The 15,725-nt window shown below is 62.5% G+C and carries 18 protein-coding genes; 10 read left to right on the top strand and 8 right to left on the bottom strand.

From position 1 onward, the window contains the following. Window positions 1–130 precede the first annotated feature (130 nt). Genes N8H74_RS01105 through N8H74_RS01130 form a run of 6 tightly spaced genes read left to right on the top strand, consistent with a single transcriptional unit; the run spans window position 131 to window position 4,496 of the window. Complete coding sequence (locus N8H74_RS01105; protein WP_262145886.1) at window positions 131–1,270, top strand: homoserine O-acetyltransferase; 1,140 nt, start codon at window positions 131–133, stop codon at window positions 1,268–1,270. A 7-nt stretch (window positions 1,271–1,277) separates the two neighbouring features. Then, window positions 1,278–1,898 (top strand): methionine biosynthesis protein MetW, encoded by a 621-nt coding sequence (gene metW, locus N8H74_RS01110; protein ID WP_217829421.1) that lies wholly within the window; start codon window positions 1,278–1,280, stop codon window positions 1,896–1,898. A 25-nt stretch (window positions 1,899–1,923) separates the two neighbouring features. Continuing rightward, complete coding sequence (locus tag N8H74_RS01115; protein ID WP_217829420.1) at window positions 1,924–2,358, top strand: DUF4426 domain-containing protein; 435 nt, start codon at window positions 1,924–1,926, stop codon at window positions 2,356–2,358. Beyond that, window positions 2,355–2,951, top strand: a complete 597-nt coding sequence (rdgB, locus tag N8H74_RS01120) for an RdgB/HAM1 family non-canonical purine NTP pyrophosphatase (RefSeq protein ID WP_217829419.1) — start codon at window positions 2,355–2,357, stop codon at window positions 2,949–2,951. Before N8H74_RS01115 ends, rdgB begins: the two co-directional genes overlap by 4 nt. Further along, window positions 2,948–4,153, top strand: a complete 1,206-nt coding sequence (hemW, locus tag N8H74_RS01125; RefSeq protein ID WP_262145887.1) for a radical SAM family heme chaperone HemW — start codon at window positions 2,948–2,950, stop codon at window positions 4,151–4,153. Before rdgB ends, hemW begins: the two co-directional genes overlap by 4 nt. 19 nt (window positions 4,154–4,172) lie before the next feature. Then, window positions 4,173–4,496, top strand: coding sequence for a DUF3392 domain-containing protein (locus N8H74_RS01130; protein WP_011336381.1), 324 nt, complete (start codon window positions 4,173–4,175; stop codon window positions 4,494–4,496). A gap of 131 nt (window positions 4,497–4,627) precedes the next feature. Here N8H74_RS01130 and trmB read toward each other — a convergent pair whose 3' ends face one another. The 4 genes from trmB to N8H74_RS01150 all read right to left on the bottom strand — a co-directional run bounded on the left by trmB (window position 4,628) and on the right by N8H74_RS01150 (window position 6,870). Further along, window positions 4,628–5,353: a tRNA (guanosine(46)-N7)-methyltransferase TrmB gene (gene trmB, locus N8H74_RS01135; RefSeq protein ID WP_262145889.1), complete on the bottom strand. Its 726-nt coding sequence runs from the start codon at window positions 5,351–5,353 to the stop codon at window positions 4,628–4,630. 9 nt (window positions 5,354–5,362) lie between these two features. After that, on the bottom strand, window positions 5,363–6,157 hold the full coding sequence (locus N8H74_RS01140; protein WP_217829417.1) for a thiazole synthase: 795 nt from the start codon (window positions 6,155–6,157) through the stop codon (window positions 5,363–5,365). 60 nt (window positions 6,158–6,217) lie between these two features. Further along, window positions 6,218–6,418: a sulfur carrier protein ThiS gene (gene thiS / locus N8H74_RS01145; RefSeq protein WP_165557463.1), complete on the bottom strand. Its 201-nt coding sequence runs from the start codon at window positions 6,416–6,418 to the stop codon at window positions 6,218–6,220. Window positions 6,419–6,489: 71 nt separating this feature from the next. Then, window positions 6,490–6,870: a DUF423 domain-containing protein gene (locus tag N8H74_RS01150; protein WP_262145890.1), complete on the bottom strand. Its 381-nt coding sequence runs from the start codon at window positions 6,868–6,870 to the stop codon at window positions 6,490–6,492. 70 nt (window positions 6,871–6,940) lie between these two features. Between N8H74_RS01150 and mtgA the strand changes: the two genes are divergently transcribed. After that, window positions 6,941–7,663, top strand: a complete 723-nt coding sequence (mtgA, locus tag N8H74_RS01155) for a monofunctional biosynthetic peptidoglycan transglycosylase (protein WP_217829415.1) — start codon at window positions 6,941–6,943, stop codon at window positions 7,661–7,663. Window positions 7,664–7,753: 90 nt separating this feature from the next. Here the strand turns inward: mtgA and rpoH are convergent, their stop codons facing one another. From rpoH to ftsY, 4 genes are all read right to left on the bottom strand, one after another. Then, window positions 7,754–8,608, bottom strand: a complete 855-nt coding sequence (gene rpoH, locus N8H74_RS01160) for an RNA polymerase sigma factor RpoH (protein ID WP_217829414.1) — start codon at window positions 8,606–8,608, stop codon at window positions 7,754–7,756. Between the two features lie 115 nt (window positions 8,609–8,723). Next, the gene (ftsX, locus tag N8H74_RS01165) at window positions 8,724–9,749 is read right to left on the bottom strand and encodes a permease-like cell division protein FtsX (protein ID WP_217829413.1); all 1,026 of its coding nucleotides are present in this window, start codon (window positions 9,747–9,749) and stop codon (window positions 8,724–8,726) included. Further along, on the bottom strand, window positions 9,746–10,417 hold the full coding sequence (ftsE, locus tag N8H74_RS01170; protein ID WP_217829412.1) for a cell division ATP-binding protein FtsE: 672 nt from the start codon (window positions 10,415–10,417) through the stop codon (window positions 9,746–9,748). Before ftsE ends, ftsX begins: the two co-directional genes overlap by 4 nt. Beyond that, window positions 10,414–11,940, bottom strand: coding sequence for a signal recognition particle-docking protein FtsY (ftsY, locus tag N8H74_RS01175; RefSeq protein ID WP_262145891.1), 1,527 nt, complete (start codon window positions 11,938–11,940; stop codon window positions 10,414–10,416). Before ftsY ends, ftsE begins: the two co-directional genes overlap by 4 nt. 343 nt (window positions 11,941–12,283) lie before the next feature. On the opposite strand from ftsY, the gene N8H74_RS01180 reads away from it, so the two are divergent. From N8H74_RS01180 to rsmD, 3 genes are read left to right on the top strand one after another with little or no spacing between them, the layout of a single operon-like run. Continuing rightward, the gene (locus tag N8H74_RS01180) at window positions 12,284–13,639 is read left to right on the top strand and encodes a pitrilysin family protein (RefSeq protein ID WP_262145892.1); all 1,356 of its coding nucleotides are present in this window, start codon (window positions 12,284–12,286) and stop codon (window positions 13,637–13,639) included. Then, window positions 13,632–15,122, top strand: coding sequence for a pitrilysin family protein (locus tag N8H74_RS01185; RefSeq protein ID WP_262145894.1), 1,491 nt, complete (start codon window positions 13,632–13,634; stop codon window positions 15,120–15,122). The genes N8H74_RS01180 and N8H74_RS01185 overlap by 8 nt, the downstream gene beginning before the upstream one ends. Next, on the top strand, window positions 15,122–15,718 hold the full coding sequence (rsmD, locus tag N8H74_RS01190; protein WP_262145895.1) for a 16S rRNA (guanine(966)-N(2))-methyltransferase RsmD: 597 nt from the start codon (window positions 15,122–15,124) through the stop codon (window positions 15,716–15,718). Before N8H74_RS01185 ends, rsmD begins: the two co-directional genes overlap by 1 nt. Window positions 15,719–15,725 lie beyond the last annotated feature (7 nt).

A 15,725-nucleotide genomic window follows, 5' to 3' on the forward strand; every position in this document is an offset into this window, starting at 1 on the left:
GGTCGGCGCAGCTCGCAAGAACGCCTCGGTCAGTCCCCTCTCCCTCCGGGAGAGGGTTAGGGTGAGGGCTGCTTGCCGCTAACCCCCCCGGTCTTTAGACTTACGCCTCATTTCAACGAGAGCAGGGTCGATGCCAGCTGCCTTTCCCCCCGATTCTGTTGGTCTGGTGACGCCGCAAACGGCGCACTTCAGCGAACCGCTGGCCCTGGCCTGCGGCCGTTCGCTGGCCGCTTATGACCTGATCTACGAAACCTACGGCACGCTGAACGCGCAAGCGAGCAACGCCGTGCTGATCTGTCACGCCCTGTCCGGTCACCACCACGCCGCCGGCTATCACAGCCCCGACGACCGCAAACCCGGTTGGTGGGACAGCTGCATCGGCCCCGGCAAACCGATCGACACCAACAAGTTCTTCGTGGTCAGCCTGAACAACCTCGGCGGCTGCAACGGCTCCACCGGCCCGAGCAGCACCAACCCGGACACCGGCAAGCCGTTCGGCGCCGACTTCCCGGTGCTGACCGTGGAAGACTGGGTACACAGCCAGGCGCGCCTGGCCGATCTGCTCGGCATCGGCCAGTGGGCGGCGGTGATCGGCGGCAGCCTGGGCGGCATGCAGGCGCTGCAATGGACCATCACCTACCCGGATCGCGTGCGTCACTGCCTCGCCATCGCCTCGGCCCCCAAGTTGTCGGCGCAGAATATCGCCTTCAACGAAGTGGCGCGCCAGGCGATCCTCACCGACCCGGAGTTCCATGGCGGCTCGTTTCAGGAACACAGCGTCATTCCCAAGCGCGGCCTGATGCTGGCGCGGATGGTCGGCCACATCACGTACCTGTCCGACGACTCCATGGGCGAGAAATTCGGCCGAGGCCTGAAGAGCGAGAAGCTCAACTACGACTTCCACAGCGTCGAGTTCCAGGTCGAAAGCTACCTGCGCTATCAGGGCGAAGAGTTTTCCGGACGCTTCGACGCCAACACCTATCTGTTGATGACCAAGGCCCTGGACTACTTCGATCCGGCGGCGAACTTCGACGATAACCTGGCGAAAACCTTCGAAGGCGCCAAAGCCAGATTCTGCGTGATGTCGTTCACCACCGACTGGCGTTTCTCCCCGGCCCGCTCGCGGGAACTGGTAGACGCGCTGATGGCCGCGCGCAAGGACGTCAGTTACCTGGAAATCGATGCGCCCCAGGGCCACGACGCATTCCTGATTCCGATCCCGCGCTACTTGCAGGCGTTCGGCAATTACATGAACCGCATTACGTTGTGAGAAAGCCATGAGAGCTGATCTGGAAATCATCCAGGAATGGATCCCCGCCGGCAGCCGCGTGCTCGACCTCGGCTGCGGTGATGGCGAGTTGCTGACCTGGCTGCGCGACCATAAACAGGTCACCGGCTACGGCCTGGAAAACGACCCGGACAACATCGCCGAGTGCGTCGCCAAGGGCATCAACGTCATCGAGCAGGACCTGGACAAGGGCCTGGGCAACTTTGCCAGCAACAGCTTCGACGTCGTGGTGATGACCCAGGCTCTGCAGGCTGTGCATTACCCGGACAAGATCCTCGACGAAATGCTGCGGGTCGGTCGCCAGTGCATCATCACCTTCCCCAACTTCGGCCACTGGCGCTGCCGCTGGTATCTGGCGAGCAAGGGCCGGATGCCGGTGTCCGAGTTCCTGCCGTACACCTGGTACAACACGCCGAACATTCACTTTTGCACTTTCGAAGACTTTGAAGAGTTGTGTCGCGAACGTGCGGCGAAGGTCATTGATCGGCTTGCCGTGGATCAACAGCACCGGCATGGGTGGGCCAGTAAGCTATGGCCTAATCTATTAGGTGAGATCGGTATCTACCGCGTCAGCAGCCCCGGGCTTGCGGATCACAAAATCGCGGTTTGAACCACAACATTCGAGGAGAACGATCATGGGTCGTCTAGCGCTGTTGCTGTTAACTGCCTGCCTGAGCGTCACCGCCATGGCCGCCGACGTCATCAAGGGCGAGCGCAAGGAAGTCTTCGGTGATGTGACGGTTCACTACAACACCTTCAACTCGACGTATCTGCAACCGGACATCGCCAAGGCTGTGGAGCTGATCCGCAGCAAGAACCAGGGCGTGATCAACGTCTCGGTGCTCAAGGACGGCAAGCCGCTGACTGCCACTGTCACTGGCACGGTCAAAGACCTGACCAGCCAGAGTGTGACCCTGAATTTCCGCCAGGTCACCGAACAGGGCGCGGTGTATTACATCGCCCAGTTCCCGGTGGAACAGCAGGAAACCCGCACCTTTGAGATCAAGGTGCAGACCGGCGACAAGGTCAACACCATCAACTTCAACCAAGACATTTTCCCCGGCGAATGATGAACCTCAAGCAACTCGTACTGGCCAGCCACAACGCCGGCAAACTCAAGGAACTCCAGGCCATGCTCGGCGAATCGGTGCAACTGCGCTCGATTGGCGAATTCAGCAGCGTGGAGCCGGAAGAAACCGGCCTGTCGTTCGTCGAGAACGCGATCCTCAAGGCGCGTAATGCCGCGCGGATTTCCGGCCTGCCGGCGCTGGCCGACGACTCGGGCCTGGCGGTGGATTTCCTCGGCGGCGCGCCGGGCATCTACTCGGCGCGTTACGCCGACGGCAAGGGCGATGCGGCGAACAACGCCAAACTGCTCGACGCTCTGAAGGACGTGCCCGAAGCCGAGCGCGGCGCGCAATTCGTCTGCGTGCTGGCGCTGGTGCGTCACGCCGACGACCCGTTGCCGATCCTCTGCGAAGGCCTGTGGCACGGACGTATCCTGACCGCCGCCAGCGGCGAACACGGTTTCGGTTATGACCCGCTGTTCTGGGTGCCGGAGCGTAATGTCTCCAGCGCCGAACTGAGCCCGGCGGACAAGAACCAGATCAGCCACCGCGCCCGTGCAATGGATCTGCTGCGCCAGCGTCTGGGCCTGAAATGACCGACAGTTCCCCCGCGTCGTCGCTGATCGTCGGCGGCGCCGCGTCCTCGCCTCGGGCACCGTTGCCGACGCTGCCGCCCCTGGCGCTGTACATCCACATCCCGTGGTGTGTGCGTAAATGCCCGTATTGCGACTTCAACTCGCACACCGCCAGCCCCGAGCTGCCGGAACAGGAATACGTCGACGCGTTGCTGGCCGATCTCGATCAGGATCTGCACGCGGTGTATGGCCGTGAGTTGAGTTCGATCTTCTTTGGTGGCGGCACGCCAAGCCTGTTCAGCGCCGAAGCCCTTGGGCGCTTGCTTGAGGGCGTCGAGCAGCGCATCCCGTTTGCCCACGACATCGAAATCACCCTGGAAGCCAACCCCGGCACCTTCGAGCAAGAGAAGTTCGTCGCCTACCGCAAGCTGGGGATCAATCGCCTGTCGATCGGCATCCAGAGCTTCCAGCAGGAAAAACTCAAGGCCCTCGGCCGCATCCACAACGGCGACGAAGCCGTGCGCGCTGCCGGCATGGCGCGCCAGGCCGGGTTCGATAACTTCAACCTCGACCTGATGCACGGTTTGCCCGACCAGTCGCTGGACGACGCCCTGAGCGATCTGCGCCAGGCCATCGAACTGAATCCGACGCACATTTCCTGGTATCAACTGACCCTGGAACCGAATACGGTGTTCTGGAACCAGCCACCCGTGCTGCCGGAAGACGACACCCTGTGGGACATTCAGGAGGCCGGGCAAGCGCTGCTGGCCGAGCACGGTTACGCGCAGTACGAAGTGTCGGCCTACGCCCAACCCGGCCGACCGGCGCGGCACAACCTGAATTACTGGAGTTTCGGCGACTTCATCGGCATCGGCGCCGGTGCCCACGGCAAGCTCAGCCATCCGGACGGGCGTATCGTGCGCACCTGGAAGACGCGCCTGCCGAAGGACTACCTCAACCCGGCGAAGAACTTCCAGGCCGGCGAGAAAGCCCTGACCAACGACGAGATGCCGTTCGAGTTCCTGATGAACGCCCTGCGCCTGACCGCCGGGGTCGAATCGCGGCTGTATCCGGAGCGCACCGGGATGTCCCTGGAGAGCCTCGAAGAACAGCGCCGCGAAGCCGAACAAAGCGGTCTGTTGCAGGTCGAACCGTCACGTCTGGCGGCCACCGAGCGCGGACAACTGTTCCTCAACGACTTGCTGCAGAATTTTCTGAGCTGACAGCCCCAAGGAAACCCCAATGGATTTGATACTCGACCTGCTCGCCACCGTGTCGCGCTGGAGCCGCAGCAACCTCTCGGAAATCGCTTTGGCACTGGTGGGTTGCCTGCTGGTGCTGTTCGGCGCCGATTTCAAAGGCTGGGTCGAGCAACGCCTGGGCAGCATCGCCGGCGCCCTGCGCGTGCCGCTGATGGCCCTGCTGTGCATGATCGGCAGCGGCGCCGCGCTGATCTACGCCACGCCCTGGGTGGTCAAGGGTTTGAGCCAGTTCAACAACTACAGCCTGGCGCCGGTGTTGCTGGTGGTGCTGGTGTTGATTGGCGTAGTCGCGGATCGCCGCTGACTTCAGCGATACCGCAAAAACAACAGTGGGAGCGGGCTTGCCCGCGAAGGCAGTGGATCATTCAACACGGGTGTTGTCTGACACACGGCTTTCGCGAGCAAGCCCGCTCCCACGGTGTTTTTGGGTGACGCTTAGGACTGCTTTTCGAACTTCAGATCCCACACGCCATGGCCAAGACGTTCGCCACGGCGCTCGAACTTGGTGATCGGGCGTTCGGCCGGACGCGGTACGCACTTGCCGTCTTCGGCGAGGTTGCGATAGCCGGGCGCGACGCTCATCACTTCCAGCATGTACTCGGCATAGGGTTCCCAGTCGGTCGCCATGTGCAGGATGCCGCCGACCTTCAGCTTGCTGCGCACCAGCTCGGCGAACGACGCCTGAACGATACGACGCTTGTGGTGACGGCTCTTGTGCCACGGGTCCGGGAAGAACAGCATCAGACGATCGAGGCTGTTGTCGGCGATGCAACGGTTGAGCACTTCGATCGCGTCGCAATCGTAGACCCGCAGGTTGGTCAGACCCTGCGTCAGCACGCCGTTGAGCAGCGCGCCGACACCCGGACGGTGAACTTCGACACCGATGAAGTCCTGATCCGGCGCCGCTGCCGCCATTTCCAGCAGCGAGTGGCCCATGCCGAAGCCGATTTCCAGCGAACGCGGCACCGAACGGCCGAACACCTGATCGTAATCCACCGGCGCATCGGCCAGCGGCAGCACGTACAGCGGCGCGCCCTGGTCGAGGCCGCGTTGCTGGCCTTCGGTCATGCGCCCGGCACGCATCACGAAACTCTTGATGCGGCGGTGTTGGCGCTCTTCGCCTTCGTCCGGCAGGACAGGCGTGTCGTTCGATTCAGTCATCAATGGCTCTTACTTGATCAGACCATCCAGCGGCGAAGAGGCGCTGGCATAGAGTTTTTTCGGCATGCGCCCGGCGAGGTAGGCCAGACGGCCTGCGACGATCGCATGTTTCATGGCTTCGGCCATCATGACCGGCTGCTGGGCGTGAGCGATGGCCGAGTTCATCAGCACCGCATCGCAACCCAGTTCCATGGAGATGGTGGCGTCGGAAGCGGTGCCGACACCGGCATCCACCAGCACCGGGATTTTCGCTTCTTCCAGGATGATCTGCAGGTTGTACGGGTTGCAGATCCCCAGGCCCGAACCGATCAGACCGGCCAGCGGCATCACCGCGATGCAGCCGATTTCCGCCAGTTGCCGGGCAATGATCGGGTCGTCGCTGGTGTAGACCATCACGTCGAAACCTTCCTTGACCAGCACTTCGGCGGCCTTGAGGGTTTCGATCACGTTGGGGAACAGGGTTTTCTGGTCCGCCAGCACTTCCAGCTTCACCAGGTTGTGGCCGTCGAGCAGCTCACGGGCCAGGCGACAGGTACGCACGGCCTCGACCGCGTCGTAGCAGCCGGCGGTGTTCGGCAGGAAGGTGTAGCGATCCGGCGACAGCACGTCGAGCAGGTTCGGCTCGCCTTCGATCTGGCCGAGGTTGGTACGGCGCACGGCGAAGGTGACGATCTCGGCGCCCGAGGCCTCGATGGCCTGACGGGTTTCTTCCATGTCACGGTACTTGCCGGTACCGACCAGCAAACGCGACTGGTAAGTACGACCGGCCAGGACGAAAGGCTTGTCGCTACGAACGATGCTCATGGGGAATCCTCTTGAGGGGTGAGGGTCTTGCACAATGCTGTACCCGTGCGGGCGGGCTGACTAGCCGCCGCCGATGGCGTGAACGACTTCGACGTTGTCGCCGTCGTTGAGCGTGGTGTCGGCATGCTGGCTGCGCGGGACGATATCCAGATTGAGTTCCACCGCCACCCGGCGTCCGGTCAGTTCCAGACGGGTCAGCAGGGCCGCAACGGTTTCGCCGTCGGGCAGTTCAAGGGATTCACCGTTCAACTGAATGCGCATGCGCAACGCCGCCATCATTTTTAGGGGCTGGCATTCTAGCCCGATCGTGACCTAAAGGTCAGCAATAAGCGTCAGGCGGTCAGCGGCAAGCGCCAGGCGGCGAGCCCCAGGCAGAGCCAGCCGATCAGAAGCGCCAGGCCTCCGAACGGGGTAATGATGCCAAGCTTGCCGATGCCGACGGTGGTGAGCAGATAGAGGCTCCCGGAGAACAGCAGGATGCCGACGGTGAAGGAGATACCGGCCCAGGCCACCAGGCGCCCCTGAATCTGTGTCGCCAGCAACGCCACGCCGAACAGCGCCAGGGCGTGTACCAATTGATAGGTGACGCCGGTGTGGAAAATCGCCAGGTACTCCGGCGTGAGGCGGTTTTTCAGGCCGTGGGCGGCAAAGGCACCGAGGCCGACACCGGTGAAACCGAAAAAAGCGGCCAGCATCAGAAAACCACGCAGCATGTGCAACTCCAGACTCGATCGGCAGGGTCTGTATAATGGCCCGCTCAAACGGTTCGGCCAAGCCATCTCTATGCTGCGTTTATTTTTCCGTCGTCTCACGAAGGCCCTGCTCTGGTTTGCGGGCGGCAGCGTCTTGCTGGTGTTGCTGTTCCGTTTCGTGCCGCCGCCGGGGACGGCGCTGATGGTCGAGCGCAAGATCGAATCCTGGGTCGACGGCGAGCCCATCGACCTGCAACGGACCTGGAAACCCTGGGATGAAATCTCCGATGACCTGAAAGTCGCGGTGATTGCCGGCGAAGACCAGAAATTCCCCGAGCACTGGGGTTTTGACCTGAGCGCGATCAAGGCCGCACTGGCGCACAACGAACTCGGCGGCTCGATTCGCGGTGCCAGCACCCTGAGCCAGCAAGTCTCGAAGAATCTGTTTCTGTGGTCCGGACGCAGCTATCTGCGCAAAGGTCTGGAGGCCTGGTTTACCGGGCTGATTGAGGTGTTCTGGCCCAAGCAGCGGATTCTTGAGGTGTACCTGAACAGCGTCGAGTGGGACGACGGCGTGTTTGGCGCCGAAGCGGCGGCGCGGCACCACTTTGGCGTGAGCGCCCGCTCATTGTCCCGACAGCAGGCCAGTTATCTGGCGGCGGTACTGCCCAACCCCCGGGTCTGGAGCGCGAGCCATCCGACGGCTTATGTTTCACGCCGGGCCGGATGGATTCGCCAGCAGATGAGCCAGCTGGGTGGAGATAGCTATTTGCTGACGCTCAATGATTCGCGCCGCGCACCGTGGGCTCAGTAATTCGACTACAACGGCTCCCACAAAGCGAACACAAACAAAAACGCCCCGATCATCGCTGATCGGGGCGTTTTTATTTGTTGCGGTTACCGGTCAGGCGGCAATCGACAACTTGAGCTTGTTCATCGCGCTCTTCTCAAGCTGACGGATCCGCTCGGCCGACACGTTGTACTTCTGCGCCAGGTCGTGCAGCGTGGCCTTCTCTTCTGCCAGCCAGCGCTGGTAGAGGATGTCACGGCTGCGGTCGTCCAGCACTTCCAGCGCTTCGTGCAGGTTGTGGTTGGAGTTGTCGCTCCAGTCGGCATCTTCCAGTTGACGGGCCGGGTCGTACCGGTGGTCTTCCAGATAGTTGGCCGGCGACTGGAAGGCGCTGTCGTCGTCCGCTTCTGCGGCCGGGTCGAAGGCCATGTCATGGCCGGTCAGGCGACTTTCCATCTCGCGCACTTCCCGTGGCTCCACACCGAGGCTTTCTGCCACGCGGTGGACTTCCTCGTTGTTCAGCCAGGCCAGACGTTTCTTCTGGCTGCGCAGGTTGAAGAACAGCTTGCGCTGGGCCTTGGTGGTCGCGACTTTCACGATCCGCCAGTTACGCAGGATGAACTCGTGAATCTCGGCCTTGATCCAGTGCACCGCGAAGGACACCAGACGCACGCCCATTTCCGGGTTGAAACGCTTCACGGCCTTCATCAGGCCGACGTTGCCTTCCTGGATCAGGTCAGCCTGAGCCAGACCGTAGCCGGAATAGCTACGGGCGATGTGTACGACAAAACGCAGGTGGGCGAGCACCATCTGCCGAGCCGCCCCCAAATCCTGCTCATAGTAGAGACTCTCGGCCAGTTCACGCTCCTGCTCCGGCGTCAGCAATGGAATGCTGTTGACGGTGTGCACATAGGCTTCCAGGTTTGCGCCTGGAACCAATGCATACGCAGGTTGCAAAGAATTGGACATACGGAAAAACCTCCGACTTACAGACTCATGCTTTTCAGCATTGCGAAAAATTGACCGGAAACTCAAATGAAAGTTTCCTTAAACACCGCAAGGTCAATCACGCGCAAAAAAGATTCTACTTCGGCGCCAGCTCCCTGAGATGGCGTGCGACTGCAATCCATGCACCGATATAACCCAACAGCACCGCGCCAAGCAAGAGCGACAGACCGTCGGCAACTGGCACTCCCGCCAGCGCGAAATCACTGCCGTACAAGCCGGCCAGCCCCACCACCGCATCGTTCAGCCAGTTCAGACCGAACGCCAGAACGCCCCAGGACAGGATCCCCGCACCGAAACCATACAACGCGCCCATATAAAGGAAGGGACGCCGCACATAGCTGTCAGTGCCGCCGACCAGTTTAATCACTTCGATCTCTGTGCGGCGGTTTTCAATATGAAGACGAATGGTATTGCCTATCACCAAAAGTAATGCGGAAACCAGCAGCACCGTCAGACCGAAGACAAAACGGTCACCGAGCTTGAGGATGGCGGCCAGACGCTCGACCCAGACTAGATCAAGTTGTGCCTGTTGTACCTTGGGCAGCTCGGATAGTTTTTGTCTTAATGCTTCCAGAGTCGACTTGTCGACTTCCTTCGGCGTCACCAGCACCACGCCGGGCAGGGGGTTTTCCGGCAGCTCACGCAGGGCCTCGCCGAGACCGGACTGTTGCTGGAACTCTTCCAGCGCTTGGTCGCGACCGACATATTCGGCATCCGCCACACCCGGCATGCCCTTGATCTGCTCGCGCAACGCCTCGCCCTGCTGCGGGCTGGCATCGAGGTCCAGATACAGGGAAATCTGCGCCGCGCGCTGCCACGAACCGCCCAGACGCTCGACGTTGTTCAGCAACAACGACAAGCCCATTGGCAGGCTCAGCGCCACCGCCATCACCATGCAGGTGAAAAAGCTGCCGATCGGCTGCTTGCCGAGGCGACGCAGACTGTCAAGCAGGCTGGCGCGATGGCTTTCGATCCAGGCACGGAACAACGTGGCGAAATCCGGGCCATCGTCATCGTCGTGTTTTTTCTTCTTCGGCGGTTGCGGATCGGCGGCCTTCGGGGCCACCCGCTCGGAAACCTTCGGACTGCGTGTCGCACTCATACACCGGCCTCCCCGTCGCCGATCAATCGGCCGCGTTGCAGGGTCAGCATGCGATGGCGCATCCGCGCAATCAGGGCCAGGTCGTGACTGGCGATCAGCACGCTGGTGCCCAGGCGGTTGATGTCTTCGAACACCCCCATGATCTCGGCCGCCAGACGCGGATCGAGGTTACCGGTCGGTTCGTCCGCCAGCAGCAGGGCCGGCCGGTGAACGATGGCGCGGGCGATGCCGACGCGCTGTTGCTGACCGGTGGACAGGTCGCCGGGGTACAGATCGGCCTTGTCCGACAGCGCCACGCGATCCAGTGCCGAATCGACGCGCTTGGCGATTTCCACCTTGGACAACCCGAGAATCTGCAACGGCAAGGCGACGTTGTTGAACACCGTGCGGTCGAACAGCAACTGGTGATTCTGGAACACCACGCCGATCTGCCGGCGCAGGAACGGAATCTGCGCGTTACTGATGGTGCTCAGGTCCTGCCCGGCCAGCAGCAGCTTGCCGCTGGTCGGACGCTCCATCGCCAGCAGCAGGCGCAACAGCGTGGACTTGCCGGCGCCGGAGTGGCCGGTGACAAACAGGAACTCACCACGACGGACTCGAAAGCTCAGCTCATGCAAGCCGACGTGACCGTTCGGGTAGCGCTTACCGACCTGTTCGAAACGAATCATGAACGCTCCCGCTCGGCAAACAGTGCCTGGACAAAGGGTTCGGCTTCAAAGGTACGCAGGTCGTCGATGCCTTCACCGACGCCGATGTAGCGGATCGGCAGGCCGAACTGCTTGGCCAGGGCGAAAATCACCCCGCCCTTGGCGGTGCCGTCGAGCTTGGTCAGCGCCAGGCCGGTCAGTTCGACGGTCTGGTTGAATTGCTTGGCCTGATTGATGGCGTTCTGGCCGGTGCCGGCGTCGAGCACCAGCAGCACTTCGTGCGGCGCATCGGCGTCGAGCTTGCCGATCACCCGGCGGACCTTTTTCAGCTCTTCCATCAGGTTGTCTTTGGTGTGCAGGCGACCGGCGGTGTCGGCGATCAGCACGTCGATGCCACGGGCCTTGGCGGCCTGCACGGCGTCGAAGATCACCGAGGCGGAGTCGGCACCAGTGTGCTGGGCGATCACCGGGATCTTGTTGCGCTCGCCCCAGACCTGCAATTGCTCCACCGCCGCCGCGCGGAAGGTGTCACCGGCGGCGAGCATGACTTTCTTGCCTTCCAGTTGCAGCTTCTTCGCCAGTTTGCCGATGGTGGTGGTCTTGCCGGCGCCGTTGACGCCCACCACCAGGATCACGAAAGGCTTGCTTTGCGAGACGATTTTCAGCGGCTGCTCGACGGGCTTGAGCATCGTGGCCAGTTCGGCTTGCAGGGATTTGTACAGGGCATCCGAGTCGGTCAGTTCCTTGCGCGCGACCTTCTGGGTCAGGCGCTGAATGATCAGCGACGTGGCTTCGACACCGACGTCGGCGGTCAGCAGACGGGTTTCGAGTTCATCGAGCAGATCGTCATCGATGGCTTTCTTGCCGAGGAACAGACTGGCCATGCCCTCGCCGATGCTGGCGCTGGTCTTGGACAGGCCTTGCTTGAGGCGGGCGAAGAAACCGGCTTTGGCTTCCTCGGTACGCGGCGGTTCTGCGGGCGTTTCGAGCGCAACGACTGGCGCCGCGACAACCGGTGCAGGTGCAGGTGCAGGTGCAGGTGCAGGTGCAGGTGCAGGTGCAGGTGCAGGCTCGGCGATTTCAACAACCGGGGCAACCGCTGCGACAGCGGCAGGCTCGGCGATGACGGGCGCAGGTTCAGCAACTGCAGCAACCGGCGCAATCTCGACAGCTTCGGCAACAAGCGCAGCCGGGGCCGGAATCGGCGGGGTCACATGCGGCGCGGCCTCTGCGACCAGCGCCACCGGCTCTTCCGCCACCGGCAAGGTCAGCCAGGGCTCGGCAACCGGGGTCAGCGGCAGTTCGGCGGCATGAGTGTTTTCAGGTTCGGCCTCGGCCACCGGTTGCAGCACCGGTTCGGCAATCGGCAGGACAACCGGCGCCGGCGCTTCTTCTATTACGGGAGCGGGAGCCGGGGTTGGCTCAGGAATCGCGGCCGGCTGTTCGACGACGGGCTCCTGCGGTTTTTTGCGCAGCCATCCGAACAGGCCTTTCTTCTCGCCAGCCGCAGCTGGGGTCTTCTTGTCGTCGTTGGAACCAAACATGGAGGACGGCTATCTCACGGTAGCGACGCGCCATCAGGCGCCCCGGCAAATAAATATTCGATGCAGAACAGACTGTGTTTCACCCAGCTTGTTCACGCGCAACATTTTGTCGAGGCACCAGCGGCACCTCAAAGGAATCGTTTCAATGAAGGACAAACCGGAAAATTCGGCGAAAAAGCGAAGTTTAGTCGATAAACCTCAGCTTTCTGCCGCGAACCCATACAGCCTGATCAAGTTTTGAAACCTGATAGGCGTGGTCGCCGGTAAAACGGATCAGTATCCTAGCACCCTCTCGCCCGCCGACGCTAAGACCAAGCGGGCAGCCCAACAGGTTTAAAAACGAATGAATGCTCTAGCCCGCCGCGCTGCCGGCCTGCTGCTCGGCACAGTCTGTCTGCCCCTTTCGGCCCTGGCGGCCGACCCGCAACCGACCCATGAATTCACCCTCGACAACGGCCTGAAGGTCGTCGTGCGCGAGGACCACCGCGCGCCGGTGGTGGTGTCGCAGGTCTGGTACAAGGTCGGCTCCAGCTACGAAACCCCGGGCCAGACCGGTCTGTCCCACGCCCTCGAACACATGATGTTCAAGGGCAGCGAGAAAGTCGGCCCCGGCGAAGCCTCGCTGATCCTGCGTGATCTCGGCGCCGAAGAAAACGCATTCACCAGCGACGACTTCACCGCCTACTACCAGGTGCTGGCCCGCGATCGCCTGGGCGTGGCCTTCGAACTCGAAGCCGACCGCATGGCCAGCCTGCGCCTGCCGGCCGACGAGTTCGCCAAGGAAATCGAGGTCATCAAGGAAGAACGCCGCCTGCGCACCGACGACAAGCCGATGTCCAAGGCCTACGAGCGCTTCAAGGCGATGGCCTACCCGGCCAGTGGCTACCACACGCCGACCATCGGCTGGATGGCCGACCTCGACCGGATGAAGGTCGAGGAGCTGCGTCACTGGTATCAGTCCTGGTATGTACCGAACAACGCCACGCTGGTGGTGGTCGGCGACGTCACCCCGGACGAAGTGAAGACCCTCGCCCAGCGCTATTTCGGGCCGATCGCCAGACGCGACGTGCCACCGGCGAAAAAGCCGCTGGAACTGGCCGAACCCGGCGAGCGCCAGATCACCCTGCACGTGCAGACGCAACTGCCGAGCCTGATGCTCGGCTTCAACGTCCCGAGTCTCGCCACCGCCGAAGACAAACGCTCGGTCAATGCCCTGCGGCTGATCTCGGCGCTGCTGGACGGCGGCTACAGCGGTCGCATCCCGACCCAACTGGAGCGCGGCGAAGAGCTGGTATCCGGCGGCGCGTCGAGTTACGACGCCTATACGCGCGGCGATAGCCTGTTCACCCTGTCCGCCACCCCGAACACGCAGAAGAAGAAAACCATGGCCCAGGCTGAAGCCGGTCTGTGGAAACTGCTGGAACAGCTGAAAACCACCGCGCCGTCCGCCGAAGAACTGGAGCGGGTGCGCGCGCAAGTCATCGCCGGCCTGGTCTTTGAGCGCGACTCGATCACCAGCCAGGCCACCGCCATCGGCCAACTGGAGACTGTAGGCCTGTCGTGGAAGCTGATGGACACCGAACTGGCCGATCTGGAAAGCGTCACCCCGCAGGACATCCAGAACGCCGCCAAGCTGTATTTCACCCGCGAACGTCTCAGCGTCGCCCATGTTCTGCCACAGGAGACGACTCATGAGTGAGCGCAAAACCCCACGTCTGTTGCTGCTCGGCCTGATTGCCGTGGCGGTGATCGGCGCCACCGCGTTCTACCTGGCGCCAAGCGACAACACCAAGGCCAGTGAAGCGCTGGATAACGCCAAGTCCAGCCAGAAACTGCAATCCCTGGCCGAGCTCGACGGCAAGACACCGAGCAGCCGCAAGCTCGAGGTGCAGACCTGGAACACTGCCGAAGGCGCCAAGGTGCTGTTCGTCGAGGCGCGCGAGCTGCCGATGTTCGACATGCGCCTGATCTTTTCCGCCGGCAGCAGCCAGGACGGCAACGCGCCGGGCCTGGCCCTGCTGACCAACGCCATGCTCAACGAGGGCGTCGCCGGCAAAGACGTCAGCGCCATCGCCCAGGGTTTCGAAAGCCTCGGTGCGGACTTCGGCAACGGCGCCTACAAGGACATGGCCATTGCTTCGCTGCGCAGTCTGAGCGCCGCCGAGCAGCGCGAGCCGGCACTGAAACTGTTCTCGGAAGTGGTGGGCAAACCGACCTTCCCCGCCGACTCCTTCGCGCGCATCAAGAACCAGATGCTTGCCGGGTTCGAATACCAGAAACAGAATCCCGGCAAACTCGCCAGCCTCGAGCTGATGAAGCGTCTGTATGGCGAGCACCCGTATGCCCATTCCAGCGATGGCAGCGCGCAAAGCGTGCCGAAGATCACCCTGGCGCAACTGCGTGAGTTCCATGCCAGGGCGTACGCCGCCGGCAACGCGGTGATTGCACTGGTGGGTGATTTGTCCCGCGCCGAAGCCGAGGCGATTGCCAACCAGGTCTCCGCCGCCCTGCCGAAAGGCCCGGCGCTGGTGAAGATTGCCCAGCCGCAGGAGCCGAAGGCCAGCGTCAGCCATATCGAGTTCCCGTCGAAGCAGACCAACCTGATGATTGCGCAACTGGGCATCGACCGTGACGACCCGGACTACGCCGCGCTGTCGATGGGCAACCAGATCCTCGGCGGTGGCGGTTTCGGCACCCGTCTGATGAGCGAAGTGCGTGAGAAACGTGGCCTGGCCTACGGCGTGTATTCGGCGTTCAGCCCGATGCAGGTGCGCGGGCCGTTCATGATCAACCTGCAGACCCGCGCGGAAATGAGCGAGGGCACCCTGAAACTGGTGCAGGACGTACTCGCCGATTACCTGAAGACCGGCCCGACCCAGAAAGAACTCGACGACGCCAAACGCGAACTGGCCGGCAGCTTCCCGCTGTCCACGGCGAGCAACGCCGACATCGTCGGCCAGCTCGGCGCCATGGGCTTCTACAATCTGCCGCTGAGCTACCTGGATGACTTCATGCGTCAGTCCCAGAGCCTGACCGTCGAGCAGGTCAAGGATGCCCTGAACAAACACTTGAGCACGGACAAACTGGTCATCGTCAGCGCTGGCCCGACCGTGCCGCAAAAGCCGTTACCGGCCCCATCTGATAAACCTGCCGAGCAGCCGCTCGGGGTTCCGGAGCATTAATGGCCAGTCCAAGAAAGCCTGCACCCAAGCAACACAATGGCGTGAACCAGCTGCGCATCATCGGCGGCGAATGGCGCAGTCGCAAACTGAGCTTCCCGGACGTCCAGGGCCTGCGGCCGACGCCGGATCGCGTGCGCGAAACCCTGTTCAACTGGCTCGCGCCGTACGTGGCCGGGGCCAAGGTGCTCGATCCGTTCGCCGGCAGCGGGGCGATCTTCCTCGAAGCGCTGTCCCGTGGCGCGGCCATGGGCGTGGCGCTGGATGCCAGTCACGTCGCCGTGTCGAGCCTCAAAGAACACCTCGGCACCCTGCGCTGCACCACCGGCCAGGTGCAGACCGCCGATGCACTGCGTTATCTGGAAACCCAGGAAGCCACCGCGTTCGACCTGGTGTTCCTCGACCCGCCGTTCAACCAGAACCTGCTGCCCGCCGCCTGCACGCTGCTGGAAGAGCGCCAATGGCTGGCCGCTGACGCATGGATCTACACCGAAAGCGAAACCGCGCCATCGACCCTCGGCCTGCCGGGCAACTGGCGTCTGCACCGCGAGCAGAAATCCGGGCAGGTGTACTACGCGCTGTGGCAGCGCGGCGCGTAATCCGTCC

The sequence above is a fragment of the Pseudomonas sp. B2M1-30 genome, from assembly GCF_025447575.1.
Classification (GTDB): Bacteria; Pseudomonadota; Gammaproteobacteria; order Pseudomonadales; family Pseudomonadaceae; genus Aquipseudomonas; species Aquipseudomonas botevensis.

What these genes read in the sequence shown, in the direction of transcription:
- hemW (WP_262145887.1), top strand. Translation starts at nt 2,948, where the DNA reads ATGACCGACAGTTCCCCCGCGTCGTCGCTGATCGTCGGCGGCGCCGCG.
- rpoH (WP_217829414.1), bottom strand. Translation starts at nt 8,608, where the DNA reads ATGTCCAATTCTTTGCAACCTGCGTATGCATTGGTTCCAGGCGCAAAC.
- thiS (WP_165557463.1), bottom strand. Translation starts at nt 6,418, where the DNA reads ATGCGCATTCAGTTGAACGGTGAATCCCTTGAACTGCCCGACGGCGAA.
- rdgB (WP_217829419.1), top strand. Translation starts at nt 2,355, where the DNA reads ATGATGAACCTCAAGCAACTCGTACTGGCCAGCCACAACGCCGGCAAA.
- N8H74_RS01180 (WP_262145892.1), top strand. Translation starts at nt 12,284, where the DNA reads ATGAATGCTCTAGCCCGCCGCGCTGCCGGCCTGCTGCTCGGCACAGTC.
- metW (WP_217829421.1), top strand. Translation starts at nt 1,278, where the DNA reads ATGAGAGCTGATCTGGAAATCATCCAGGAATGGATCCCCGCCGGCAGC.
- N8H74_RS01130 (WP_011336381.1), top strand. Translation starts at nt 4,173, where the DNA reads ATGGATTTGATACTCGACCTGCTCGCCACCGTGTCGCGCTGGAGCCGC.
- N8H74_RS01150 (WP_262145890.1), bottom strand. Translation starts at nt 6,870, where the DNA reads ATGCTGCGTGGTTTTCTGATGCTGGCCGCTTTTTTCGGTTTCACCGGT.
- N8H74_RS01105 (WP_262145886.1), top strand. Translation starts at nt 131, where the DNA reads ATGCCAGCTGCCTTTCCCCCCGATTCTGTTGGTCTGGTGACGCCGCAA.
- mtgA (WP_217829415.1), top strand. Translation starts at nt 6,941, where the DNA reads ATGCTGCGTTTATTTTTCCGTCGTCTCACGAAGGCCCTGCTCTGGTTT.
- rsmD (WP_262145895.1), top strand. Translation starts at nt 15,122, where the DNA reads ATGGCCAGTCCAAGAAAGCCTGCACCCAAGCAACACAATGGCGTGAAC.
- N8H74_RS01115 (WP_217829420.1), top strand. Translation starts at nt 1,924, where the DNA reads ATGGGTCGTCTAGCGCTGTTGCTGTTAACTGCCTGCCTGAGCGTCACC.
- ftsE (WP_217829412.1), bottom strand. Translation starts at nt 10,417, where the DNA reads ATGATTCGTTTCGAACAGGTCGGTAAGCGCTACCCGAACGGTCACGTC.
- ftsX (WP_217829413.1), bottom strand. Translation starts at nt 9,749, where the DNA reads ATGAGTGCGACACGCAGTCCGAAGGTTTCCGAGCGGGTGGCCCCGAAG.
- N8H74_RS01140 (WP_217829417.1), bottom strand. Translation starts at nt 6,157, where the DNA reads ATGAGCATCGTTCGTAGCGACAAGCCTTTCGTCCTGGCCGGTCGTACT.
- trmB (WP_262145889.1), bottom strand. Translation starts at nt 5,353, where the DNA reads ATGACTGAATCGAACGACACGCCTGTCCTGCCGGACGAAGGCGAAGAG.
- ftsY (WP_262145891.1), bottom strand. Translation starts at nt 11,940, where the DNA reads ATGTTTGGTTCCAACGACGACAAGAAGACCCCAGCTGCGGCTGGCGAG.
- N8H74_RS01185 (WP_262145894.1), top strand. Translation starts at nt 13,632, where the DNA reads ATGAGTGAGCGCAAAACCCCACGTCTGTTGCTGCTCGGCCTGATTGCC.